Here is a 22643-nt window from a genome sequence, read left to right as displayed (position 1 = left end):
GACGACCGCACGCTCGCGCCGGGACGGCTCGGCGCAGTGGCTGCGGTCACACGGGTAATCTCGTGGCGTGTACCGGTTCCTGCTGACGCCGCGCTGGCTGGGCCTCCTCGTGCTGGCCCTGACCGCCGCCACGGTGATGGTGCTGCTCGGCAACTGGCAGTTGGACCGCTACCACGGCCGGACCGCGATCAACGAGCGCATCGACGCCGGCCTTCGAATGGACCCGGTGCCGCTGCGCGAGGCGCTGCCCGCGCCGACCGGCGGCCCCGGCACGGTCGGTGCGCCACCGGCCACGGAGCGGACCTTCACCCGGGTCACCGTGACCGGCCGGTACGACACCGACAACATCGTCCTGGTGCGGGGCCGCACGGTCGAAAGTCGGGTCGGCTTCGAGGTGGTCACCCCGCTGGTGCTGGCCGACGGCACCGCCGTCCTGGTGGACCGGGGTTGGATCCCACCCGCCCCGGGTGGGGCGGTGGCACAGCCCGACGTGCCACCCGCGCCGACCGGCGAGGTGACCGTCGAGGGTCGGGTGCACGCCAGCGAGAGCGGCGACGCGAAGGTGTCCCGCCGCGAGGGCCGGTTGGAGAGCCGCCGGGTCTCCGTGCCCCAACTCGCCGGTGAGCTGCCGTACCCGGTGCACGGCGCGTACCTGCTCCTCGACGAGCAGACGCCGGCCGCCGACCCGGTGTTCCGGGCGGTGCCGGTGGGCCACGCCAACAACTGGCAGAACCTCGGCTACGTCGTCCAATGGTGGATCTTCGCAGCGATGACAGTGGTCGGCTACGGCTGGATCGCCCGCCGTGAGGCCCGCCGGATCGCCGGGGTGGTCCGCCCCCGCGACCGGGCCGCCGACGCCGACACGCCGGCCACCACCTGACGCTCAGCCGGCCGGGCGGCCCGCGTGGATCGCCCGGACGGCGTCGATGGTGTCGGCCTCGGCTGCCGTCTTGTCGTCCCGGTAGCGGACCACCCGGGCGAACCGCAGGGCGACCCCACCGGGATAGCGGGAACTGCTCTGCACGCCGTCGAAGGCGATCTCCACGACCTGCTCGGGCCGGACCCGGACGACCCAGTCACCGCGATCCACGGCCAGGCCGAGGAAGCGCTCGGTCTGCCAGCGCAGCAGCTCGTCGGTGAGCCCCTTGAAGGTCTTGCCGAGCATCACGAACCCGCCGCTGCCCGGGTCGCGAGCGCCCAGGTGCAGGTTCGACAACCACCCGGTGCGTCGGCCGCTGCCCCACTCCACGGCGAGCACGACCAGGTCGAGGGTGTGCCGGGGCTTCACCTTGACCCAGGCGGCGCCGCGCCGCCCAGCGTCGTAGGGCGCGTCGGGCGCCTTCACCACCACGCCTTCCTGGCCGGCGTCGAGCGCGGCGGCGAAGGCCGCGCCGGCCCGCTCCGGGTCGTCCACCTCCATCCGCCCGACCAGCAGCGACGCGTCGGCCGTGCCGCGCAACGCCGCCCACCGCTCCCGGCCCGGCAGGTCGATCAGATCCACCCCGTCGAGGTGCAGCAGGTCGAAGAAGTACGGCGTGAGCACGGTCTCGCCGGTGCGCTCGGCGGCGGCGCGTACCGCCGGTGCGACCGGCGCCCCGGGACCCGGAGCCCCGGCCCGGCGGGCGGCGGCGCTGGACGTCTGCTGGAACGGCAGGGGCCGACCGGTGGCGTCCAGCCCGATGGCCTCCCCGTCGAGGACGACCTCCCGCGCGGGCAGGGCTCGCACGGCGGCCACCACCTCGGGCACTCGGGCGGTGATCTCGTCGAGGCTGCGGGAGAACACGGCGATGTCGGAACCACTGCGGTGCACCTGGATGCGGATGCCGTCGAGCTTCACGTCGACCACCGCGGGGACCCCGGTGGCGGCGAGCGCCTCGTCGACGGTGGACGCACTCTGCGCCAGCATCGGCGCCAGGGGTCGGCCGACCCGCAGACCGAACTCGGCCAACGCCGCAGCTCCGCCGCCGAGGGCGGCCACCGCCACCGCCCGCAGGTCACCGGCGAGCAGCAGCGCCCGGCGTACGACGGCGACGGGAACCCCGGCGGCTCGGGCGATCGCGTCGGCGAGCAGCCCGGCCTGCGCGCCGTGCCGCAGCTCGCCGAGGAACAGGCCGGTCAGCAGGCGCTGCTCGTCGGCGGTGGCGGCCGCGTAGAGCGCCTGCACCAGGGCCCGACGGCGGGCCTGCGAGCCGGTGCCGTGCACGGCCGCGATCTCGTCGATCGCCGCGTCGACCGCCGACACCGTCAGCGTCGGCTGGGCCGCTGGCGGAGGCAGGTCACGCAGGCTGGCCCAGCCGACGCCGGTCTGCCGCTGGCGCAGCTCACCGGCGAGCCAGCCGGAGCCCGCCGCCACCTCGGGCGGGTCGAGCCGCCGCAGGGCATCGGCGAGCAGCTCCACCTTGGCCCGACGACCGCTGGTGGCGCCGACGGCCGCCGAGGTGGCAGCCAGGTCGAGGAACCGCACGACCTCATCCTGCCAGCCGCCACCGACAACCGACGCGACCCGCGTACGGACCCGCCAGCAGCGCCACCACCGACGGCGGCCGCCGACGTCACCGCGCCCACCGACGTCGGCGCGGCGTCAAGCCGGGACCGGCTCCTCGATGCGCAGTCCGCGGGCACGGACACCGTCGGCGATGCGCGACAGCGACGCATCCAGGGCGACCAGGGCGGCGGACAGCTCGCCGAGCTGTTCCTTGAGCGTGTCCTCGGGCCACGCGGAGACGTCGACGTCCCCCAGAGCGATGACGGCGGCCTCCAGGCGGGCCAGAACCTCATTCGTACGCATGTTCGAGAGGCTACAACAGCCCCGCGCCCGACACACCGGAAACGGCCATTGTCGACAGGAAGTTACGGGTTCACGCGCGACCCGCCTCAGCCACTCTGGCCAGCAACAACGCCTCGGCGAGGCAGACCTTGGCGAACTCGCCCAGGTGCAGGCTCTCGTTGGGCCCATGGGCCCGGGCGTGCGGGTCCTCCACCCCGGTCACCAGGATCGCCGCCTGCGGGAACATCTCCTGGAAGGTGGCGATGAACGGAATGGAGCCGCCGACCCCGATCTCCACCGCGTCGGTACCGTCCCAGGCGGTACGGAAGGCCGATCGAGCCGCGTCGAACATCGGGCCGGTGGCGTCGATGACGCAGGGGGCGCCGTCGTGCTCGAAACTCACCTCGACCTGTGCGCCCCACGGTGCACACTGCTCCAGGTGGGCGCGCAGCGCCGCGTACGCCCGCTTCGGTTCGTCGCCCGGCGCCAGCCGTACGCTGATCTTGGCCTTGGCCGCCGGAACCAACGCGTTCGGCGCCTCGCCGGTGGCCGGGGCGTCGATGCCGAGCACGGCGAGCGCCGGCTTGGTCCACAGCCGGTCGGTGATCCGGCCGGTGCCGAACAACCGCACTCCCTCAACCAGCCCGGCCTCGGCCCGGAATCGGTCCTCCGGGTAGTCGACGCGGGCCGCCTCCCGGCCGACCAGGCCGGGTACCGCCACGTTCCCGGCGTCGTCGTGCAGCGTGGCGAGCAGCCGGACCAGGGTGGTGAGCGCGTCCGGGACGGCGCCGCCGAACATGCCGCTGTGCACGGCGTGGTCCAGCGTGCGCACCTCGACGAAGCAGTTGACGATGCCGCGCAACGACGTGGTCAGCGCCGGCACGCCGACATCCCAGTTGGCCGAGTCGGCGATCACGATGACGTCGGCGGCAAGCTTGTCCCGGTGCTCGGCGAGCAGGCGCTCCAGCGAGTCGGAGCCATACTCCTCCTCCCCCTCGACGAACACGACCACGCCGACCGGCAGCCGGTCACCGTACGCGCGCAGCGCCGCGACGTGCGCCATGATGCCGGCCTTGTCGTCGGCGGCCCCCCGGCCGTACAACCGGCCGTCCCGCTCCACCGGCTCGAACGGGTCGGACTCCCACAGACTCGCGTCGCCGACCGGCTGGACGTCGTGGTGGGCGTAGAGCATCACCGTTGGCGCACCGGGTGGTGCCGCCTTCCGGCCGATCACCGCGGGCTGACCACCGGCCCGCACCACCTCCACGTCAAGGCCGCAGCCGCGCAGCAACTCGGCCACCGCCTCGGCGGACCGCTCCACGTGCGCGTGATCGAAGCCTTCGAAGGCGATGCCGGGAATGCGGACGAGACGCTCCAGGTCGGCGCGTACGCCAGGCAACTCCCGCGCGACGGCCTCCCGCAGGTCGGACTCGGTCATGATCGGTGTGGTCATGACCGGCATCGTATGCCGGCCTTACCGCACGGCGCGGCCCGCGGGGGGATTGCGGACCATCACCGCAGCCCGGACGACAGGCCGCAACGGGACGGCGCAGCACGGCTGGCACGGCGACAGGGCGGCGCAACACGGCGACACGGCACGGCGGCGCGGGACGACGCACCGGCGGCGCGGCCTGCCGCCCAGCACGCGGGGTGTGGTCGGCGTGCTCAGCCGCATCGGCAGTAGTAGCGCGTCGGGTCGTGCGGCAGGGTGGGTGCGCCGTCGACGATCAGGTCGGCGCGGGCCTCGGTGCCGTCGGCGGCGAAGTGAGCGCTTTCGGTGACGTGCCAGCGTCGCAGCTCCGGCAGGATCGTCGGGCCGTCGCGGGCCACCGCCCGGTTCAGCCGCAGTGGTTGCGGGGCGGTGACGAAGACCGCCAAGGTCAGGTCCGCCACGGCGGACGACCGGGCCGCGCTGACCCCCTCCACGATCAGCACCGGCGTCACCGGGACCGGCACCGGCGGGGGCAGGAAACGCCGCCGCACCCAGCTGTACCGCCGGTAGGCGCCGGCCTGCCCGACCCGGACCGGCGCGAGCACCTGCTCCTCCAACCGCTCCCAGAAGGTCAGCTGGTCATCCCACCCGTCGAGCAGGTCGTCGGTGTGCACCACCGGCGGCCGGGCCGCATCGGGCGTCACACCGGCGAGGGCGTCGGCGAGGCGCGCGGCGAAGACGGTCTTGCCGGCGCCACTGGGCCCGTCGATGGCCACCAGCCGGGTACGCCCCAACCGGGCCGGCCCCGCCAGCACCCGTCGAGCCAGTCCGGCGTACGCCTCGAAGACCACCACCACGGACACCGACGTTACCGATCGGGTTGTCCCGGGCCACTTCGGATCGCGCAGCCGCGCACCGGACGGCATGCTCGTGGCGTGTCCCATTCCGTGATGAGTCCCGGTGTCGAGGCGTTGCTGGAACAGGCCCGCGCGGGCATGACCCGGTTGACCCCGCAGGAGACGGTGCAGGCCGCGAGCCGGGGTGCGCTCCTGATCGACACGCGCACTGACGCGCAGCGTCGGGAACAGGGCGACCTACCCGGCGTCATCGTGATCGACCGGACGGTGTTGGAGTGGCGACTCGACCCGGCCAGTGACTGGCGGATACCCGAAGCCACCGGGTACGACCTGGAGATCGTCGTGATGTGCCGGCAGGGGTACAGCTCCAGCCTCGCCGCCGCGAGCCTGCGCGCGCTGGGCCTGCACCGGGCGACCGACATGATCGGCGGGGTGGAGGCGTGGACGTCGGCCGGCCTGCCCTTCTCCGACCAGCCCGCCGACGTCCGCAACTGACTCGGTCGGCCGTCAGGTCCAGGGTCTGCGGTCGCGCCACAGTGGACCACAGGTCCGATGTCCGCCGGCTGAGCACCCTAACTGCCAGGTGGCGCCCCGGGTGGGACGAACGGCAGGTCGGTCGGGGGGCCGTCTTCGATGAGTCGCCACAGGGCGTCCGTGTCCAGGTGCTCCTCGACCAGGTCACCGAGCAGGTCGAGACTGCGTTCCCGGGCGGCGGCGAAGGAGGTGTCCGGCGCGATCCGGAAGCCGGTACGCCCGGCTAGTCGGGCCGCCCGGGTGAGGAACCAGCGACGGAACTCGTCAGACTCGAACGCGCCGTGCCAGTGGGTGCCGTGCACGACGCCGTGCATGGCGCCCTCGCCGGCACCACCGGTGTCCCGCAGCAGCGGGGTCAGCTGCGGGTCGGCGGTCGAGACGTACCCGTGGTGGATCTCGTAGCCGTGGACCGGAAGGTCGGCTGCGGCGCTGCCCCGCGCCGGCCGGACGATCTTCGTGTGGTCGAAAGTGATCTCGATGGGCAGCAGGCCGAGGCCGGGCACGGTGCCCTGCCGGCTCTCCACCGGGTCCTGGATGGCGCGGGCCAGCATCTGGTAGCCACCGCAGATGCCGAGCACCGGACGGCCCGCCGCCACGTGCGCGGTGACGGCGTCGGCAAGACCCGTCTCGCGCAGCCAGGCCAGGTCGGCCACGGTCGACTTCGAGCCGGGTAGCACCACCAGGTCGGCGGCGGCCAGTTCGGCCGGCTCGACGGTCAGCCGCACCCGCACTCCCGGCTCGGTCGCCAGCGCCTCGACGTCAGTGGCGTTGCTGATCCGGGGTAGCCGCAGCACGGCCACGTCGAGCCACTCGGTGCCGCGCGGGGCGGGCGGGCGACCCAGGACCCGGCCGTAGGCGAGCGAGTCCTCCGCGTCGAGCCACAGGTCCAGTGCCCAGGGCAGCACCCCGTACGTCGGGCGACCGGTGAGCTGGCGCAGCATCTCCAACCCGGGAGCGAGCAGGCCGAGGTCACCCCGGAACTTGTTGACCACGAAGCCGGCGAGCAGGGCCTGGTCGGCGGGGTCGAGCAGGGCGAGGGTGCCGAACATGGCGGCGAACACGCCACCCCGGTCGATGTCACCGATGATGATGGTGGGCAGCCGCGCGTGCCGCGCCAGCCCCATGTTCACGTAGTCGCCGTCGCGCAGATTGATCTCCGCCGGGCTGCCCGCGCCCTCGCAGATGACCACGTCGTACTCCGACCGCAACTCGGCCAGGGCCGCGTAGGCGGTCTCGGCGAGCCGGGGACGCAGGGTCCGGAAGGTGCCGGCGGTGATCGTGTCGACGGCCTGACCGAGCAGCACCACCTGACTGGCCAGGTCGCTGCCGGGCTTGAGCAGCACCGGGTTGAACCGCAGGTCCGGCGCGAGCCCGCAGGCCGCCGCCTGCATCGCCTGGGCCCGCCCGATCTCGCCGCCCCGGCCGTCCGGCCCGAGCACGACGGCGGAGTTGTTCGACATGTTCTGCGCCTTGAAGGGCGCGACCTTCACACCTCGCCGGTGCAGCCACCGGCAGATGCCGGCGGTGAGCACACTCTTGCCGGCGTCCGAGGTCGTCCCGGCCACCAGCAGCCCACCGGTCACCGACCGCTCCGCAGCGGCAGGGGTCGAGGCGCCCGAAGCGGTCGGACCGTCCGGAAGGATCGAAGCGTCCGGCGGGAAGCGGCACCGATCAGTCGGCCCGCGGTCAACGGGTACGCCACTGCGAGACCGAGCGCCGCCAGGCCGACCGCCCGGGAGATCCGGGCGGCCCGGGTCAGGTGCCGAGCCTCGGGACGGGGACCGTCACCGAGAAACGGACGTACCTCCGTACGGCCGAAGTACATGTTGCGTCCGCCCAGGCGTACGCCCAGGGCTCCGGCCATCGCCGCCTCGCACTGCCCGGCGTTGGGGCTGGGATGGTCGTCGCGGTCCCGCCGCCATACCCGCCAGGCTCGTTCCCGGTCTCCCTTGCCGGCCGGCGCCAGCGCCACGGTCAGCAGCCCGGTCAGCCGCGCGGGCACCAGGTTGAGCAGGTCGTCCAGGCGCGCGGCGGGCGTACCGAAACGCGCGTAGCGCACGTTACGGTGGCCCACCATCGCGTCGAGAGTGTTCGCCGCGCGGTAGCCGAGCAGGCCGGGCAGCCCGGCGACCGCACCCCAGACCAGTGGGGCGACCACCGCGTCGGAGGTGTTCTCCGCCACCGATTCCACCGTCGCACGTGCGAGCTCGGGCTCGTCGAGCGTCGTCGGGTCCCGCCCGCAGAGATGCCCGAGCCGCTGTCGCGCAACCGGCAGGTCACCACCGCGCAGTGACCGGCCCATCGCCTTCGCCTCGTGGCGCAGGCTACGCCCGCCCAGCACCGCCCAGGTGCCAGCGGCGACCAGCACCGCCCGGGCCACCGGCCGATGCCGGGTGCCGACGGTGGCGGCCACACCCATCACGACCGGCGCACCGACGCAGAGCGCGACGAAGACTCCGCCAGCCAGCCGGTCAGGGCGGTAGAGGCGACGTTCCAGGGCGGCGGCGGCCCGGCCGAACCCGGCCACCGGGTGACCACGACGAGGGTCGCCGAACAGGGCGTCCAGCGCGTAGCCCGCGACAAGGCCAGTCGCGTTCGCCACCGCACCCGCGTGTCGCACGGCATGTCACCCCCGGACGGCCAGCCTAGCCGAGTTGAGCACCCGGGATCCGCCCGCCGTAGCCACCCCGAGCACCGCTGTCCTGGGGTGGCAGGCGACCGGGCACGTCGCCGGCCCGGTCACCTGATCACCACTGGCGAGGCGCACACCGGCAGGCGCACACCGGCCGCCTTTCGCGCGTGGTCAGACGGGCTGTGGCAGCCGTCCGCGCCCTCGACGACCGCGCCCGGTCGCGGCATCGCCCGCCCCCGATTCCTCCGGGCGCACCGCCAACTCGACCTCGACCTCGACCTCGGTGGCTTCGGCGGGCACCGGGGCAAGCTCGTCGGAGACGCCAGCGCCGGCGAAATCGTCCAACTCCCCCGCCGGCAGCCGGCCGCCGCCCGACGACTCGGACCCGCCCGAACCCGGGTCGAATCCGCCGAGCCGCCCTGGGTCGAGATTGCCGTCGAGACCGGCGGCGTAGCCCGACATGTCGGGCAGCTCGAAGTCGTCGTCGACCGGGCGGTCGTCGGGTCGGGCCGGTGCCTCGTCGTCCGGCACCGGCTCGGTCGGCTCCCCGTGCACCCGCCGCTCCGCGTCGGCGTCGGAGACCGCGCTGGTGGTCAGGCTGGGCCGGTTACGCAGGAAACGCCCACGCCCCCGGGACAGGTCGTGGCCGACTGCGACGGCCTCCAACTCGTACAGCGTGCGGTGGTTGCCGGCGTCGTCGACCCAGTCGCGGGTGTAGAGGCGGCCGCAGACCACGACCGGGTCACCGACCATCACCGAGGCGGCAACTCCCTCGGCGAGCTTGCGCCAGCAGTTGACGCGCACCCGCAGGCTGTTGCCGTCGACCCAGCGCCCGCTGTCGCGGTCGAGGCGTCGGGCGGTCGAGGCGACCTTGAAGTTGGCCACCAGGGTGTTGCTCTGGGCGGTTCGGCGCCACTCCGGCGCGGTGAGCACATTTCCGACAATCGTCATATAGGTATCGAACATCGTCCCTCCTTCAGAGGTCCGGGGCGTGGCTTCGGCGAGTCGACTCGCCACTGAGCCTGCCGCCCGCTGCCCTTCGCAGACAGCCCAGGAGGCGGCACCTGTGGACGACCGGACCACCTGTGGACAAACGCCTGATCAAGGTCCCCTTGTGGTAGGCCGAACGTCCCTGGCCCGCCGGTAGCCACCCGGCGATGATCAAGAGGCAGCGGAAATGGTCACGTTCCGGACGGAGCCGACCTGGGTAGGGATCCCTGCAAGCGCACCCGTGAGCACGACGTCGAACGAAAGGTCAGCGATCATGATGATGACCAGTACCCGTTCCACCCGCCTTACGGGGCAGGTGCGGCGATGAGCGCCGTGCAGGACCCCGCCACCGTGGCCAAGTGCCTCCGGCTGGGCGCGGGCTTCTCCGACCGGGAGCGAAACCGCATCGTCGAGCAGTTCACGACGCTCGACGCCCGCCTGGCCGGCTTCCACGCCGACGCCACCGACATGGAGCTGTCGGTGAAGGATCGGGAGGCCAAGGGTCAGAAGGTCACCCTGGAGTGCTGGATCGCCGGTCGGCAACGGGTGGTCGCCACCTCGACCGAGGAGGACCTGCACGCCGCGCTCAACGACGTCCGCGACGACCTGCGTCGTCAGCTGAACGACGCGAAGACCCGGCAGGAACCCCGCAACAACAAGCACCTGCGGGTCAACGAACCGCCCGGCCCGGTCGCGCCGACCGACGAGTTGGCCGGGGCCGGGACGACCGACGAGAGGTGAGCGCGTAGCCGGCCGATGGACCTGAGCGGCCGGCGCGCCCACCGTGGAGGTGAAACGACATGCCCAACGTGCAGCAACCCGAGATGCGCCGGAGCGGCGAAACCCGGCTGGTGCAGGACAGCGACGGCCCGGTCGAGGGCGGTTCGTCCTCGGCCCGGCGGGAGCACCGCTCGGTGCCGGTCGACCAGGTGTCGCCGTACGGCCCGGATCGTGGCCGGGCCTCGACCTCGCACGAGCCGTCCGGGCGCGAGGCCGTGGGCGATTGACCAGGAGGTAGCCCCTGTCCGCCGGGTGCGGGCGGGCGGGGGCTACCGCCCGGTAGCCAGCCGCAGTACCGTCGGTGGGTGGAACCGGACGTGCTTGGGCCGCCCTACGAGCGGCAGATCATCGACCTGGGCAGGGATGACGAGGGTCCGGTGGTGGCGACGCTGGTCCGCCGCCGGGCGGAGCGGCCCACCGGACGTGCCGTGCTCTACGTGCACGGCTTCGTCGACTATTTCTTCCAGACCCACGTGGCTGACTTCTTCGCCGCGCGAGGCTGGGACTTCTACGCTCTCGACCTGCGCAAGTACGGTCGTAGCCTGCTGCCGCACCAGACCCCGAACTTCTGTCGCGACCTCGGCGACTACTTCCCCGAGCTGGACGCTGCCGCACGGATCATCCGGGACGAGGACGGGCACGACACCCTGCTGGCCATGGGTCACTCCACCGGCGGCCTGATCATCTCGCTGTGGGCCGACGCCCGCCGCGACGCCGGACTGGTCGACGGGATCTTCCTCAACAGCCCCTTCTTCGACCTCAACGCTCCCTGGTTCGTGCGGCGACCCCTCGCGGCCGCCGTCGCGCGCCTGGGCCGCAGGGCGCCGCACCGCATCCTCCCGTTCGGGATCGGCACCGTGTACGGCGAGAGCCTGCACGCCGACCATCGCGGCGAGTGGACGTACGACCTGGCCTGGAAGCCGCTTGCCGGTTTCCCCGTACGGGCCGGTTGGCTGGACGCCATCCGCACCGGTCAGCGGCGACTGCGTGCCGGGTTGGACATCCCGGTGCCGGTGCTGCTCGCCTGCTCCACCCGATCGTTCCGAGGCACGAAGTGGCAGGATGCGGCGACCCTGGCCGACGCCGTCCTCGACGTCGAGCACATGGTCCGCTGGGCTCCCCGGCTCGGCCAGCACGTCACCGTGTCCCGCTTCGACGGCGGCCTGCACGATCTCACGCTCTCCGGCCCGGCCGTACGCGAGAAGGTCTTCGCCGAGGTCGGTCGGTGGGCCGAAGCCTTCCTCTGCGCCGGACCGACGGCCACCCGCCCGACCCCGCCGCGGCCCCGGCCCTCGGCCGAGGACGGACACCCCGCAAGCCACTCCCCCGCGGACGCCTGAGCCTCGCCGACACCCGGCCGCTACGACCCGGCCTGACCACCCGTTTCACCGGGCGGAGGGCGGACGGCGGTACCCTTCTCGCGCGATACCACGTTGCGCCCGTAGCTCAGCGGATAGAGCAGGGGACTTCTAATCCCAAGGCCGCAGGTTCGAATCCTGCCGGGCGCGCTCCACTACATGGCTCTGACCTGCGGTTTCTAGCGGTTTTCGCGATCTTCATTAATGGTATTCTTTGATTTAGGCTTACCTTAGGTGAGCCCGGATGTGCAGCCCTCGCACGACAAGCGCCAGACGAGTGGTGACTTCGAACGCCAACTCTCGGACAGTGAACCGCCCCGGATCTTGTAGAGACTTCCTCACCTCGCGCCTGCCCTTCGGGCGGTGGGGCGAGGTCTTCGGCGACGAAGTCGTCGCCGCCGCGATGATCGACCGCCTCGTGCACCACGCCGAGGTCCTCACCCTCGCAGGCGAGTCCTACCGCACCAGAGCCCGCCGAGAACTCCTCGCAAAAGACCGCGACAAGCAGAACGACACCCCCCCCCGGGGGGTAACGGGGGGTCAATCCCAATCCGTCGCCAGGGGGTCAGTTCCAGTTCTACGTCAGATCACACCCCCTGTCGCCGCATGTCGCGCAATGATGGCTATTTGATTTTGGGCTGTGAGCATGTGTGAGCACAGAAATTGTGGGAGGCCGGATGCCAGCCCGTGCGCTCCCGCGCCGTCCCACAGCGATCACCCCGCCCCGGCTGCGACCAACCACGCAATCCTCATGCCTGTTGCGGAATCCTCCGGTACCGATGGGGAGCCAGGTCTCAGGCTGGCCCGGGGTCGGGCTAGGTCACGACGGGTTACCATGCCGTCATGAACTTCGAGCGGATCACCGTCAACCCGGCCCAGATGGGCGGTGCACCGTGCATCCGTGGGCTACGCATCCCGGTCGCGACGGTCGTGGCAATGATCGCGGACGGCATGAGCGCGGACGAGATCGTGTCAGATCTGCCGGACCTGACCGTTGAAGACGTCTGGGAAGCGCTGCGCTTCGCCGCCGAGGCTGTCCGGGAGCGGGAGCTGCCGCTACATCACGCGGCATGAAATTCCTGATCGACAACAACCTGTCGCCAGCGGTTGCCGCAGGTCTGCGCGCTCAGGGGCATGACGCCGAGCACCTCAGGGACTACGGCCTGGCAGCGGCGCCGGATGAGATCGTGCTGGATCGGGCACGCCAGGAACAGCGAGTGTTGATATCCGCAGATACCGACTTCGGCACTCTGCTGGCCTCCTCCGGGGCCGGCGAACCGTCCGTGTTGCTGGTGCGGCGGATCAGCGGTCGTCGATCCACACAGATCGTCGCGATCCTGGTGGCGAACCTCGCCGCAGTCGCCGACGACCTGGCCAGTGGAGCGATCGTCGTAGTCGGCGAGGACTGGCTGCGGGTCCGGCCCTTGCCCATCCTGCGCGGCAAGTGACCTGTTCGCCGGCTTGCCATCGGCCACGACTCACAGCCAGTCAGATCACCCCTTCCTCCCGAGCGTGCGTGGATGACGCCACTTTCAGGTCGACTGTTGGCGTCGCCGCGAGTAGCGACTGGGTGTACGGATGGCGAGGATCGGTGGTGAGCTGCGCGGTCGGACCCTGCTCAATGATGCGACCGTTGTGCATGACCGCAATCCGGTCGGCGAGTTGCCTGACGACGGCGAGGTCATGGCAGATGAACAGGCACGCAAGGCCGAGCTGGTCGCGCAGGTCGCATAGCAGGTTGAGGACTTGGCCTGCACCGACACATCGAGTGCGGTAACCGGCTCGTAGCAGACAAGCAAGCGTGGTTCGACGGTCAGTGCGCCGGCGATCGCCAACCGCTCCTGCTGCCCACGGACAGTTGCTGCGGCCGACGATCACCCACACGGTTATCGAGCCCGACGAGGTCCAGCAATTCGTCCACGCGGGCGGACCGGGCACGAGAGTCGCCGAGGCGGTGGATATGTAGCGGCTCGGTGATGGCTTGCCGGACTGTCTGGTGGGGGCTGAAAGTGAGATACGGCTCCTGGAAGACCATCTGTATCCGCCGTCGGTGGGTGCGCAGTGCCCGACCGCGCAGGCTGTACACGTCCGTCCCGGCGAGGCGTACCGAGCCTGAATCGGGGCGGTGGAGCCCGGTGATCACGCGGGCGAGGGTCGTCTTGCCGCACCCCGACTCGCCGACCAGGCCGACGATTTCACCCGCATCGACCCGCATGGTGATGGCATCCACCACGGTGTTGCGGTGCCGCCCTCGCGCGACGGCATAACCGGCCGCAACACCTTCGATCTCCAACACCCGGTCAGTCTCCGTTTCGCCCGACGCCAGCCTCGGGCATCAGCGAGGGCTCGCCGGGTTGGCGCAGGCACGCGGACCGGTGCGCCCCGCCCAGCGCGACCAGTATCGGTTGGCGCTGCACACAGGCGGGGAGGGCGACCGGGCATCGGGAGGCGAATGGTGTCGTCTGGACCGGCACCGGAGCGTCCAGGCATAGTGCGGAACCGCGTGCCCGGCGGCGCTCCAGGACGGGGCACGGCGTCGAGCAGCCCCGCGTGTAGGGATGGTCCGGTTTGCCGATGACGGTGGCAAGCGGCCCTGTCTCAACGATCCGACCGGCGTACATGACGGCCGCTGTGTCGGCCAGGCGGGTGACCACCGCCAGGTCATGATCATGATCATGATCAGTTCGTCGCGGAGCCGGGCCAGCAGGTCGAGCAGTTGTGCCTGCACAGCGACATCGAATGCGGGGGTGGGTTCGTCGGCGACGAGCAAGTCCGGCTCACCCGCGAGGGCGAGCCGATCTGCGCGGAGTGGTCGACGTGGGTGCCGCCACACAGCTCGCAGGACCACTCGCCGCCGAACTCGACGACCCGCACTGGTCTCGTCGTAGGTCTCGCCGAACAGGGCCAAGGCACCCTCGGCGCGGGCCTGTTCCAGGGGCAGGTAGCGGACGTCGACAGGCAGGTCGCGACGGATCGCGAGGTTCGCGACCTCCTCGACCTCGCTGTGGTCGCCTCGGACAGGCCACCACGCCAGGCGAAGTCCAGGCACAGATAGCCGGGTCGGTTGTACGAGCCCGATTGCAACGCGTTCGGTCCGAGGACGTGGCGCAGCGCGGCGTGTACGACGTGGGTGCCGGAGTGGGCCTGCCGGGCGCCGGTGCGCCACTCCGGGTCGACTGTGGCGTATACCGCGTCGCCGACGGCGAGGCTGCCGTCGAGGATCCGAACGGTGAACGCGATCAGATTCTTGACCGGCCGTTGCACGTCGATAATCTCGGCGCGCAGGTTCGGACCGGTGAGCATGCCGGCGTCGGAGTCCTGTCCGCCGCTTTCGGCGTAGAACGGGGGCGGTCCAGTGCGACGGAGACGATGTCGCCGGCCTGGGCGCCGTGCGCGGCGAAACAGTCGCCGGGCCGCCCGCCGTCGCGTTCTGGCAGGTGTCGCCGGCATTTTCACAGTGTCGGCGACACCGACCAGTGGTCACCACGTGTCAGTTGTCCGGCTGCGTGGTGGTGGCGGCGACGAGCAGGGACAACTCTCGGACGAGATCGTCCAGTGACTGACCGCTCTGCGCGCGGAGCAGTCCGAGGCTCAGGTCCGCCAGAAGGTAGAAACCGAGGGTCTTGGCCTGCTCGGAGCCGAACGCGGCGAGGAGTTCCTCAGCGCCGCCGAGGTCGCCGCGATGTTTGGCGGCGATGACCCCGGCAGCGCGTTGCACCAGTTCCGCGGCGGCCGGGGTGAGGCCCGTCATGCGGTCAGAGCTTCGGCGTGGTGGCGCGGGCGGCATCGAACCGGGCGATCACGTCCGACCAGTTGACCAGGTTCCACAGCCGGTCCACGTAGTCGGGCCGCACGTTCTTGTACTGCAGGTAGTAGGCGTGCTCCCAGGCGTCGAACACCAGCAGCGGCGTGGAGCCCTGCCCCACGTTGCCGTGGTGGTCGTAGACCTGCTCCACGATCAGCCGCTGCGCGAGCGGCTCCCAGGCCAGCACACCCCAACCGGAACCCTGCACGCCCTTGGTGGCGGCCGAGAGCTGCCCGGCGAACGCCTCAAACGAACCGAAGTGCTCCTCGATCGCCGCCGCCAACTCGCCGTCGGGACGGTCGCCACCATCCGGGGAGAGGTTCCCCCAGAAAATCGAGTGCAGCACGTGCCCGGAGAGGTTGAACGCGTACGTCTTCTCCAGACCGACAAGAGTGGAGAAGTCGCCCTTGGCCCGGGCCTCGGCGAGCTGCTCCAGACCGTCGTTGGCGCCCTTGACGTACGCGGCGTGGTGCTTATCGTGGTGCAGCTCAAGGATCTGCCCCGACATCGCCGGCTCCAACGCGCCGTAGTCGTAGGGCAGGTCGGGCAGGGTGTAAACCGCCATCAGAACTCCTCTGGGACTGCTGCTCTTACTGCAAAGCTTTGGCAATTGCATAGGATAGGCCACTGTGCAGACCTCGACAGGCACCCCGCGCCCCATCACCCGTTACGGCACGCCCGTCCTGCACCGTCGCTGTGCCGAGGTGACCGACTTCGACGACGTCCTCGCCCAGCTCGTCGCCGACATGTTCGCCAGCATGTACGCCGCCCACGGCGTCGGCTTGGCCGCCAACCAGATCGGCGTCGACGCCCGGATCTTCGTCGTCGACTGCCCCGACGCCACCGGCGCCCGCACCGTGGCCACCGTCGTCAACCCGGTCCTGCACCTACCCGAGCACCGCGACCTGGTGACCGACACCGAGGGCTGCCTCTCCGTCCCCGGCCAGCACGCCGAACTGGCCCGCTGCGCCACCGCCACCGTCACCGGATTCGACATGCACGGTCAGGAAGTCCGGCTGGACGGCACCGGCACCCTGGCCCGCTGCTTCCAACACGAGGTCGACCACCTCGACGGCCTCGCCTACGTCGACCGACTTCCCAGCAAACTCCGCAAACGCATCCTCACCACCAACGCCGAACACCCTGGCGTCGGCGTGGGCACCGGCCAGGACGACTGACCGATGCCGGTCGTCCTGGGCATCGAAACCTCCTGCGACGAGACCGGCGTCGGCATCGTCGCCGACGGCGTCCTGCTCGGCGACGCCCTCGCCACCAGCATGGACGAACACGCCTGCTCGGCCTGCCCTACCCCGGCGGCCGCACACCGAGACCGCTGTCTTGCCCGGGCGGGATGGCTGGCCCTGGTGTCGTGGCGAAGGTGACCGGCGCCTCGAAGGCGGCGCGCCGGGCGGCGCGGCGCAGAGCAGCCAGGACGGCGGGTCCGACCAGGACGATGGCCATCACGGTGGTGATGGCGCGGCCGGTGTCCCACCCGAAGGTGGACGTGACGGCGGTGAACACGGCGAAGCGGTGCAGGTTGTCCAGCACCGGCGCCCCGGCGACGTAGGAGAGCTGGGTGTCCGCGCCGATGCTGAACGGCCAGAACCACAGGTTCATCAGCAGCCCGTAGCCGTAGGCGGCGATCGCACCGTAGCCGGCCAGCACGGCGATCTCGGCCCGGCCCCGCAACCGGGCCGGCAGCAGCCCGGCGCCGAGGCCGATCCACGCGGCGGCCAGCATCTGGAACGGCAGCCACGGGCCGACACCGGCGGTGAGCAGGGCGGAGGCGAACAGCGAGGTGGCGCCGAGCAGGAACCCGAAGCCGGGTCCGAAGACCCGGCCGGCGAGCACGAGCAGGAAGAACACCGTCTCGATGCCGGCGGTGCCGGCTCCGAGCGGGCGCAAGGCGGCGTTGACGGCGGCGAGCACGCCGAGCATCGCCAGGGCCTTGCTGTCGATGCCGCCGGAGCTGAGTTCGGCCAGGACGAGGGCCAGCAGGATCGGTAGTACGGCGATGAAGACCAGTGGTGCCTCGGTGGTCCGGGCCATGCTCTCGGGTTGGGCTGGTACGAAGAACGGCCAGCTGAAGGTGGCCAGCGCGGCGACGGAGGCCAGGACCAGCACGACGGCCGTACGCGGGGCGACCCGCAGGGCCGTCGTCATCCTCGTGTCCGTGTGGCGGCCAGCGCGGCGGTGACCTGGTCCACGGTCAGCCAGGGCTGCGGTGCCATCACCTTGGCGACCTGCGGGGCGAACGCGGGTGAGGCGAGCATGACCTCGGCGGTGGTGCCGTCGGCCACGATCTCTCCCTGCGCCATCACGACGACGCGGTCGGCAAGGGTGGCGACGAGTTCGACGTCATGGGTGGCGACGACGACCGTCCGACCTTCGGTGACCAGCCGCCGGACGATCGCGGTGAACTGCCGTTTGGCGAGGTAATCCAAGCCTCGGGTGGGCTCGTCGAGCAGCACGACCGGTGGTGCGGCGGTGAGCTGGACGGCGAGCGCGAGGGCCAGCCGCTGCCCTTCCGACAGGTCCCGGGGATGCTGGTCGCCGGGCAGCGCGGGGGTGAGCTGGTCCAGCAGCGCCCGGCAGGTGCCCGCAGGTGCATCGGACTCCCGGTCGGCCTGGGCACATTCGGCGTCCACCGTCTCCAGGTAGAGCAGGTCGCCCGGGGTCTGCGGCACCAGTCCGACGCGCTGTCGAGCCCGCCCGGCGGGCAGTGTCTTCGGATCGGTGGCGCCGTCGGGGCCGGTCACGGTGACCGTTCCGCCCTGCCGGGGGCCACTGCCCTGTACCGCCCAGAGCAGGCTGGACTTGCCGGAGCCGTTGCGGCCCATCAGCGCGATGATCCGGCCGGGATGCAGGTCGAGATCGACGCCGGCCACGGCGACGGTGCCGGGGTAGCGCACCACGATGTTGCGGGCGGCCAGTACCGGCAGACCGGCCGGTGGTGGTGTGGCCGGAGGCGCCGGGGCGTCGGCGAGCCGCTGCCGCAGGTCCGATGCGCGGCGACGGGCGTCGCGTACGGACAGCGGCAAGGGTGTCCAGCCGGCAGCCCGGCCCAGCTCGACAAGGGGTGGCGCGAGGTCGATGTCGGCGAGCACGGCGGCAGGTTCGCCGTCGATGACGGTGCCGTCGCCGGGCAGGTAGAGCAGCCGGTCGGCGTAGTGCACGACGCGTTCGAGGCGGTGTTCGGCCACCACGACGGTGACGCCGAGGTCGTGGACCAGGCGGGTGACGGCGGCCAGGACATCTTCCGCGGCGGTGGGGTCCAGGGCGGAGGTCGGCTCGTCGAGGACGAGCACCTGCGGGTGGCTGGTGAGCACGGCGCCGATGGCGACCCGCTGCTGCTGCCCGCCCGAGAGAGTTCGCAGCGGACGGTCCCGGAGCTCGGCGATGCCGAGCAGGTCGAGGGTCTCCTCGACGCGTTTACGCATGACCGGCGCCGGCAGGGCGAGTTGTTCCATGCCGTAGGCGAGTTCCTCTTCGACGGTGTCGGTGACGAAGCCGGCGAGGGGATCCTGGCCGACGACTCCGACGACGTCGGCGAGGTCACGGGGAGGGTGGCTGCGGGTGTCGCGGCCCTGCACGGTGACGGTGCCGTGGAGCGTGCCGCCGGTGAAGTGCGGCACCAGCCCGTTAATGGCCCGCAGCAGGGTCGACTTGCCGGCGCCGGTGCGGCCAGCGACCAGGCACAGCTCGCCCTCGGGGATGTGCAGGTTCACGTCGCGCAGCATCGGTTCGGAGGTTTCGGCGTAGTGGACGGTCACCCGACCGAAATCGATCAACGTTGGGCCTCCGACTCGCTGGTGTCACGCTTCGGCGAGCTGCGGGTCGTGCCGTTCGGTGCAATAAGCACCGGGCGGGGGGTGCGGTGAGCCGCGAGCGTCGGCGGCGGTGCCAGCCAGGCCGGCGCGACCGCGACCGCGACGACCAGGAGCATCAGCGGGGTCAGCTCGGGCCAGGTGAGCGGGCTCACCGGCGGGTAGAGTCGGACCGGGTCCACGGATCCGGCCACCGCCATCACGACGGCGGTGGCCACCCCACAGCCGGCGACGACAACCTCCGTGATCCGCCAGCGGTCCGGCCGGTAGCGGCTGCGCCGGACCTGCCGGCCGGCCAGCAGCATCCCGGCGACGGCCGTCGCCAGACCGACGATCAGCATCGGCAGACCGAGGTAGCCGGGCACTGTCGTATCGAGCAGCCCGTACGTGCCCACGCAGACACCGACCAGTCCGGCGAGCACCAGCCCGCCGGTGAAGGCGCGCTGGCCGGCCGGTATCGCGGCGGTGCGGCCGTAGCCGCGCGAGTCCATGGCCGCGGCCAGGGCGAGGGATCGGTCCAGGGCGTCGGCCAGCACCGGCAGGGCGATGCCCCGCAAGGCACGCAGACCATTACCGGTGGCGCCGCGCAGCCGACGGGCCCGGCGTACCCGCAGCACACTTTCCACAAGTTGCGGGGCCACCGACAGCGCGACCACCACGGCAGTGCTGACCGCGTACAGCGCACCGGGTACCGCTTTCAGCAGGCGCTTCGGGTTGGCCAGGGCGTTGGCGGCACCGAGGCAGATGAGCATCGTCGCCAGGCGCAGTCCGTCGTAGAAGCCGCCGAGGAGCTGTTCGGCGGCGACCGGGCCGAACAGCCGGATGCCGGCCGCCCATGCCGGCAACGGAATCTCCGGCAGGTGAAGCAGGACGTGGTCACCCTGGCCGCCGCCGAACACGAGGCGGAACACCACCCGCATGGCCACGATCACCGCGCCGAGGATCAGGTACATCCGGAACGCGAACGCCCAGGGGGCGTCACCGCGCCGGCGGACAACCACAAGCGCGGCGGCGGCGACGAGTAGCGCCAGCGGCAGCGGGTTGGTGGTGTGGCTGGCTGCGGTCGCCAGCCCGAGCGCCCACAGCCACCAGGCGCCCGGGTGCAGCGCGCGGGGTAGCCGGCCTGCCACGGTCAGCCGGCCGGCAGGCGGCCTCAGCGGTGTCTGTCGCGCCACCCCGTGGGCGGTGGCCTGGTCAGTCATCCGGCTCGGCGGTCCGCCGGCGGCGGGCGGCTACGAGCCCGCCACCTGCCAGTGCGACCAGCAGTAACAGCCCCGCCAGGGTGCCCAGCGGGAGGCCGTCGGTGTCACGCGCGGCGCTGAACTCGGTCGCCGGGTACGAGTCCGTCGGATCGGCCGACGGGGCAACGGGCGCAGCCGCGAGCGGCGGAGCGGTGGCCGCAATCGTCGGCACGGGTGAGCTGCCGGGCGGGGTCGCGGTGGCGGAGGCCACCGGTGGGGTCAGGGTGACCCCGGCCGGTGGGGTACCGCCCGACATCGTGGGTGCGTTCGGTGCACCGACGGCCGGTGGCGGGGCGACCGGTGGCGCAACCGACGGGGGACGCGGCGGCGGCGGTGCGGACGTGCGAGGCGCAGGCGGGGGCGCGGGTGGCGTGGTGCGCGGCGGCGGTGCGGGCCGGGCGGGGGCCACACCAGGTCGGGGTGCGCTGTCGGCGTTGCGGTTGAGTGAGAACGACCAGCCTTCGAAACTGCCCGATGGCGGCTTGCGGTTGAGCACACCCTTGTCGCTGTAGGTCCAGCTGCCCCCGTTGGGTGCGTGCCAGTACGACCAGTAGGCGCTGGCCGGTGGCGTGTCGACGCACTTCTCCGTTCTGGCCGAGGGTTTGCCCTCGATCCGGCAGATGAACCCCTCGCCCCAGCGCAGCGTGCCGGCGATCTGGAAGCCGGCGGCCTTCAATGCCGCCAGGCCGGTGGCCTGGTCGCCGGGGGCGCACCGGACGACGGTACCGCCGCCGAGTTCCTTGAAGTCCACCACCACCGTCACGCCGGCAGCGTCAGGGCAGTACCCGGCGCTGCCGGCGGCCGCTGCCGGAGACGGTCCGAGAAGGACACTGGCGGCGGCCACCACGATGGCGATGGCGAGGCGGGTCGCCCGGGTGCTCACGTGGCCCGCCGACGGCCGAGCAGCAGCAGCACTAGTCCCCCACCGAGCAGCAGCAGGGCGATGAGCACGTACCCGCCGATCGCCGCGCCGGTGGTTGGTAGCCGGCCCGATCCGCCGGCGGCGGGACTGGTGACGGAGGGAGCGGGAGTCGGCGCGGTGGTGGGCACGGAAGGCGTGCTGCTCGGGGAGGCGCTCGGTGTCGGGCTGCTGGTGAGCGAGGTGGTCGGCGTGGGCGACGCGGACGGCGACGGTGAGCCGGTCGGGCTGGATGAGGCGGTCGGCGTGGGTGGCACGGTGACCGATGGGGTGGGCTCGCCGGAGGGCGGTACGTCGAGGCCGATCCGGCTCAGCGGAACCTGGGCCAACCCGAGTAGCGCCTGGGCGGTGGCGCGGCGCCACTGGTCCCGGAAGGTGTCGGCGATGCCGTCGGCGACCGCCTCGGTCAACGCGTCGCTGGCGTAGGCGATGGCGCCGGCATCGGCCGCAGCGGCACCACCGTTGGCGGTGGTGAGCTGCAGCGCGGCCAGGGATTCGGCGGCCCGTGCCGCTTCGGCGTCGCGCCCGGCCGCGGCCAGGGCCTGCCCGGCCAGGCCGGTGCTGTTGGAGTTCGGGCCGCTGGTCGGGCCCGACCCGCCGAACGATCCGTCGGCGCGTTGCTGGGCCACCAGCCAGTCCGCGCCGCGCTGAGCGGCCTCGTCCGCACCTGCGGCGTCGGTCGCGAGCAGTGCCTGCACGGCCATGGCGGTGGAGTCGACGTCGAGGGTGGCGTTGGCCTGGGTGTCGCAGGACGGCGACGGCGCGCCGTCGGCGTCGGGATAGAGCCGGAAGCCGCCGGCCGTGCACTGCTGCCGGACGAGGAAGTTCACGGTTTCCTGCGGTGCGCCGCCGCTGCGGGCCAGACCCAGCACGGCGAAGGACTGATCGAAGGTGTTGCTGGGGTCCGGGCCGGTGGCCTCGGTGGTCCGGCTGGTGATTCGGCCGTGCTGGTGATCGGTGTCGGCCGCAGCGATCAGGGCCACGGTTTCGGCACGGAGGTCCCAGCCGCCGAAGTCGGTAGGATCGGCACCGGCAGCGGAGGCGACGTAGAGCAGTTTCGCGGTGGCACCGCCGTCGGTGAAACCCTCGATGCCCCAGTCGTCGTAGCTGTTGTAGGACCGGACGTGCGCGGCGATCTGCGCCGTCGCCGCCTGCCGAGTCGAGCTGGCCACTCCGGTGGCGGCGAGCGCGATCACACCATCGATACTCAACCCCCAGTCCTCGGGAGTGAACGGGCCGGGCAGGACGCCGTCGACGTACTCCCCGGCGAGCCAGGTCGCGGCGTCGCGAGCGGCGGCGGTGTGGGTCGGCGACGGCGCGGCGGCCACGCCGAAGGGGGTGGCCGCGACGATGGTGAGCGCTGTGGCGGTGGCGACGCCGAGACCGGCGGCGACGTGCCGGAGCGGGAACGTACGCATGAGGGGTGCCTTTCGCAGAGCGGTCGGTGAAAGCTCCGGAAGGCACCGGTGGGCGGCATCCGCTCGCGTGGCCGCGACGAGTT

25 protein-coding genes, 1 tRNA gene and 2 pseudogenes are annotated in these 22643 nt (G+C 71.9%); 12 read left to right on the top strand and 16 right to left on the bottom strand.

All coding sequences use genetic code 11. The features are described 5' to 3' along the window. Positions 1 to 67: 67 nt before the first annotated feature. A complete protein-coding gene (locus tag O7624_RS21965; protein ID WP_282237088.1) occupies positions 68 to 880 on the top strand; it encodes an SURF1 family protein in 813 nt (270 codons plus the stop codon). A gap of 3 nt (positions 881 to 883) precedes the next feature. Here the strand turns inward: O7624_RS21965 and O7624_RS21960 are convergent, their stop codons facing one another. The 4 genes from O7624_RS21960 to O7624_RS21945 form a co-directional block, all read right to left on the bottom strand. After that, a complete protein-coding gene (locus tag O7624_RS21960; RefSeq protein WP_282237087.1) occupies positions 884 to 2464 on the bottom strand; it encodes an ATP-dependent DNA ligase in 1581 nt (526 codons plus the stop codon). 117 nt (positions 2465 to 2581) lie between these two features. Further along, on the bottom strand, positions 2582 to 2788 hold the full coding sequence (locus tag O7624_RS21955) for a hypothetical protein (RefSeq protein WP_093410448.1): 207 nt from the start codon (positions 2786 to 2788) through the stop codon (positions 2582 to 2584). Positions 2789 to 2858: 70 nt separating this feature from the next. After that, positions 2859 to 4205, bottom strand: a complete 1347-nt coding sequence (locus tag O7624_RS21950; RefSeq protein ID WP_282240709.1) for a dipeptidase — start codon at positions 4203 to 4205, stop codon at positions 2859 to 2861. Positions 4206 to 4432: 227 nt separating this feature from the next. Then, entirely contained in the window at positions 4433 to 5215 is a 783-nt protein-coding gene (locus O7624_RS21945) for a hypothetical protein (protein WP_282240708.1), read from the bottom strand. Between O7624_RS21945 and O7624_RS21940 the strand changes: the two genes are divergently transcribed. Then, complete coding sequence (locus O7624_RS21940) at positions 5150 to 5551, top strand: rhodanese-like domain-containing protein (protein ID WP_093410450.1); 402 nt, start codon at positions 5150 to 5152, stop codon at positions 5549 to 5551. The genes O7624_RS21945 and O7624_RS21940 overlap by 66 nt on opposite strands. A 77-nt stretch (positions 5552 to 5628) precedes the next feature. Here the strand turns inward: O7624_RS21940 and O7624_RS21935 are convergent, their stop codons facing one another. The 3 genes from O7624_RS21935 to O7624_RS21925 form a co-directional block, all read right to left on the bottom strand. Continuing rightward, entirely contained in the window at positions 5629 to 7173 is a 1545-nt protein-coding gene (locus O7624_RS21935; RefSeq protein ID WP_282237086.1) for a cobyric acid synthase, read from the bottom strand. Continuing rightward, positions 7170 to 8210 carry a cobalamin biosynthesis protein gene (locus O7624_RS21930; RefSeq protein ID WP_282237085.1) on the bottom strand — a complete coding sequence of 347 codons (1041 nt, stop codon included), beginning with the start codon at positions 8208 to 8210 and terminating at the stop codon, positions 7170 to 7172. Before O7624_RS21930 ends, O7624_RS21935 begins: the two co-directional genes overlap by 4 nt. 183 nt (positions 8211 to 8393) lie before the next feature. Continuing rightward, positions 8394 to 9188: a single-stranded DNA-binding protein gene (locus O7624_RS21925; RefSeq protein ID WP_282237084.1), complete on the bottom strand. Its 795-nt coding sequence runs from the start codon at positions 9186 to 9188 to the stop codon at positions 8394 to 8396. 348 nt (positions 9189 to 9536) lie between these two features. Here O7624_RS21925 and O7624_RS21920 point away from each other — a divergent pair, with 348 nt between their 5' ends. The 8 genes and pseudogenes from O7624_RS21920 to O7624_RS21885 all read left to right on the top strand — a co-directional run bounded on the left by O7624_RS21920 (position 9537) and on the right by O7624_RS21885 (position 13084). Beyond that, positions 9537 to 9953 carry an HPF/RaiA family ribosome-associated protein gene (locus tag O7624_RS21920; RefSeq protein WP_093410456.1) on the top strand — a complete coding sequence of 139 codons (417 nt, stop codon included), beginning with the start codon at positions 9537 to 9539 and terminating at the stop codon, positions 9951 to 9953. A 59-nt stretch (positions 9954 to 10012) separates the two neighbouring features. Beyond that, positions 10013 to 10219 carry a hypothetical protein gene (locus O7624_RS21915; RefSeq protein ID WP_139233244.1) on the top strand — a complete coding sequence of 69 codons (207 nt, stop codon included), beginning with the start codon at positions 10013 to 10015 and terminating at the stop codon, positions 10217 to 10219. Between the two features lie 78 nt (positions 10220 to 10297). Continuing rightward, positions 10298 to 11332, top strand: coding sequence for an alpha/beta hydrolase (locus tag O7624_RS21910; protein ID WP_282237083.1), 1035 nt, complete (start codon positions 10298 to 10300; stop codon positions 11330 to 11332). A 95-nt stretch (positions 11333 to 11427) separates the two neighbouring features. Then, a tRNA-Arg gene (locus tag O7624_RS21905) sits at positions 11428 to 11500 on the top strand. Positions 11501 to 11687: 187 nt separating this feature from the next. Further along, positions 11688 to 11981, top strand: a pseudogene (locus O7624_RS30695) (ATP-binding protein); the annotation flags it as partial. A gap of 212 nt (positions 11982 to 12193) precedes the next feature. After that, a complete protein-coding gene (locus O7624_RS21895; protein WP_117228534.1) occupies positions 12194 to 12424 on the top strand; it encodes a DUF433 domain-containing protein in 231 nt (76 codons plus the stop codon). After that, a complete protein-coding gene (locus O7624_RS21890) occupies positions 12421 to 12798 on the top strand; it encodes a DUF5615 family PIN-like protein (RefSeq protein ID WP_269737914.1) in 378 nt (125 codons plus the stop codon). Before O7624_RS21895 ends, O7624_RS21890 begins: the two co-directional genes overlap by 4 nt. 130 nt (positions 12799 to 12928) lie before the next feature. After that, the gene (locus O7624_RS21885; RefSeq protein WP_269737915.1) at positions 12929 to 13084 is read left to right on the top strand and encodes a hypothetical protein; all 156 of its coding nucleotides are present in this window, start codon (positions 12929 to 12931) and stop codon (positions 13082 to 13084) included. A gap of 79 nt (positions 13085 to 13163) precedes the next feature. Here O7624_RS21885 and O7624_RS21880 read toward each other — a convergent pair whose 3' ends face one another. The 4 genes from O7624_RS21880 to O7624_RS21865 form a co-directional block, all read right to left on the bottom strand. Continuing rightward, positions 13164 to 13646, bottom strand: coding sequence for an ATP-binding cassette domain-containing protein (locus tag O7624_RS21880; protein ID WP_269737916.1), 483 nt, complete (start codon positions 13644 to 13646; stop codon positions 13164 to 13166). 383 nt (positions 13647 to 14029) lie between these two features. Beyond that, entirely contained in the window at positions 14030 to 14653 is a 624-nt protein-coding gene (locus tag O7624_RS21875; RefSeq protein ID WP_282237082.1) for a hypothetical protein, read from the bottom strand. A 187-nt stretch (positions 14654 to 14840) separates the two neighbouring features. Beyond that, positions 14841 to 15101, bottom strand: coding sequence for a superoxide dismutase (locus O7624_RS21870; RefSeq protein ID WP_269737918.1), 261 nt, complete (start codon positions 15099 to 15101; stop codon positions 14841 to 14843). 4 nt (positions 15102 to 15105) lie between these two features. Further along, positions 15106 to 15720, bottom strand: a complete 615-nt coding sequence (locus tag O7624_RS21865; protein WP_282237081.1) for a superoxide dismutase — start codon at positions 15718 to 15720, stop codon at positions 15106 to 15108. A 64-nt stretch (positions 15721 to 15784) separates the two neighbouring features. Here O7624_RS21865 and def point away from each other — a divergent pair, with 64 nt between their 5' ends. Both def and O7624_RS21855 read left to right on the top strand, forming a co-directional pair. After that, positions 15785 to 16333 (top strand): peptide deformylase, encoded by a 549-nt coding sequence (def, locus tag O7624_RS21860; protein WP_269737920.1) that lies wholly within the window; start codon positions 15785 to 15787, stop codon positions 16331 to 16333. A gap of 3 nt (positions 16334 to 16336) precedes the next feature. Further along, positions 16337 to 16447 (top strand): annotated as a pseudogene (locus O7624_RS21855) (tRNA (adenosine(37)-N6)-threonylcarbamoyltransferase complex transferase subunit TsaD); the annotation flags it as partial. Between the two features lie 13 nt (positions 16448 to 16460). Here O7624_RS21855 and O7624_RS21850 read toward each other — a convergent pair. From O7624_RS21850 to O7624_RS21830, 5 genes are read right to left on the bottom strand one after another with little or no spacing between them, the layout of a single operon-like run. After that, positions 16461 to 17318 (bottom strand): ECF transporter S component, encoded by an 858-nt coding sequence (locus O7624_RS21850; RefSeq protein WP_269737921.1) that lies wholly within the window; start codon positions 17316 to 17318, stop codon positions 16461 to 16463. After that, positions 17315 to 18946, bottom strand: a complete 1632-nt coding sequence (locus O7624_RS21845) for an ABC transporter ATP-binding protein (RefSeq protein ID WP_282237080.1) — start codon at positions 18944 to 18946, stop codon at positions 17315 to 17317. The genes O7624_RS21850 and O7624_RS21845 overlap by 4 nt, the downstream gene beginning before the upstream one ends. Beyond that, a complete protein-coding gene (locus O7624_RS21840) occupies positions 18943 to 20184 on the bottom strand; it encodes a CbiQ family ECF transporter T component (RefSeq protein WP_282237079.1) in 1242 nt (413 codons plus the stop codon). The genes O7624_RS21845 and O7624_RS21840 overlap by 4 nt, the downstream gene beginning before the upstream one ends. Further along, a complete protein-coding gene (locus O7624_RS21835; RefSeq protein WP_282240706.1) occupies positions 20177 to 21079 on the bottom strand; it encodes a hypothetical protein in 903 nt (300 codons plus the stop codon). The genes O7624_RS21840 and O7624_RS21835 overlap by 8 nt, the downstream gene beginning before the upstream one ends. A 23-nt stretch (positions 21080 to 21102) precedes the next feature. Beyond that, positions 21103 to 22560, bottom strand: coding sequence for a prenyltransferase/squalene oxidase repeat-containing protein (locus O7624_RS21830; RefSeq protein ID WP_282237078.1), 1458 nt, complete (start codon positions 22558 to 22560; stop codon positions 21103 to 21105). Positions 22561 to 22643: the final 83 nt, after the last annotated feature.

This window comes from Verrucosispora sp. WMMD1129 (assembly GCF_029581255.1).
Lineage (GTDB): Bacteria > Actinomycetota > Actinomycetes > Mycobacteriales > Micromonosporaceae > Micromonospora > Micromonospora sediminimaris.
Note: the sequence above shows the minus strand (reverse complement) of the source record. Positions and strands in the feature narration are given on the sequence as shown.

Coding starts and splice junctions, on each gene's coding strand:
- O7624_RS21955 (WP_093410448.1), bottom strand. CDS start 2,788: ATGCGTACGAATGAGGTTCTGGCCCGCCTGGAGGCCGCCGTCATCGCT.
- O7624_RS21950 (WP_282240709.1), bottom strand. CDS start 4,205: ATGACCGAGTCCGACCTGCGGGAGGCCGTCGCGCGGGAGTTGCCTGGC.
- O7624_RS21940 (WP_093410450.1), top strand. CDS start 5,150: ATGAGTCCCGGTGTCGAGGCGTTGCTGGAACAGGCCCGCGCGGGCATG.
- O7624_RS21925 (WP_282237084.1), bottom strand. CDS start 9,188: ATGTTCGATACCTATATGACGATTGTCGGAAATGTGCTCACCGCGCCG.
- O7624_RS21920 (WP_093410456.1), top strand. CDS start 9,537: ATGAGCGCCGTGCAGGACCCCGCCACCGTGGCCAAGTGCCTCCGGCTG.
- O7624_RS21915 (WP_139233244.1), top strand. CDS start 10,013: ATGCCCAACGTGCAGCAACCCGAGATGCGCCGGAGCGGCGAAACCCGG.
- O7624_RS21895 (WP_117228534.1), top strand. CDS start 12,194: ATGAACTTCGAGCGGATCACCGTCAACCCGGCCCAGATGGGCGGTGCA.
- O7624_RS21890 (WP_269737914.1), top strand. CDS start 12,421: ATGAAATTCCTGATCGACAACAACCTGTCGCCAGCGGTTGCCGCAGGT.
- O7624_RS21885 (WP_269737915.1), top strand. CDS start 12,929: ATGGCGAGGATCGGTGGTGAGCTGCGCGGTCGGACCCTGCTCAATGAT.
- O7624_RS21875 (WP_282237082.1), bottom strand. CDS start 14,653: ATGCTCACCGGTCCGAACCTGCGCGCCGAGATTATCGACGTGCAACGG.
- O7624_RS21870 (WP_269737918.1), bottom strand. CDS start 15,101: ATGACGGGCCTCACCCCGGCCGCCGCGGAACTGGTGCAACGCGCTGCC.
- O7624_RS21865 (WP_282237081.1), bottom strand. CDS start 15,720: ATGGCGGTTTACACCCTGCCCGACCTGCCCTACGACTACGGCGCGTTG.
- O7624_RS21850 (WP_269737921.1), bottom strand. CDS start 17,318: ATGACGACGGCCCTGCGGGTCGCCCCGCGTACGGCCGTCGTGCTGGTC.
- O7624_RS21840 (WP_282237079.1), bottom strand. CDS start 20,184: ATGACTGACCAGGCCACCGCCCACGGGGTGGCGCGACAGACACCGCTG.
- O7624_RS21830 (WP_282237078.1), bottom strand. CDS start 22,560: ATGCGTACGTTCCCGCTCCGGCACGTCGCCGCCGGTCTCGGCGTCGCC.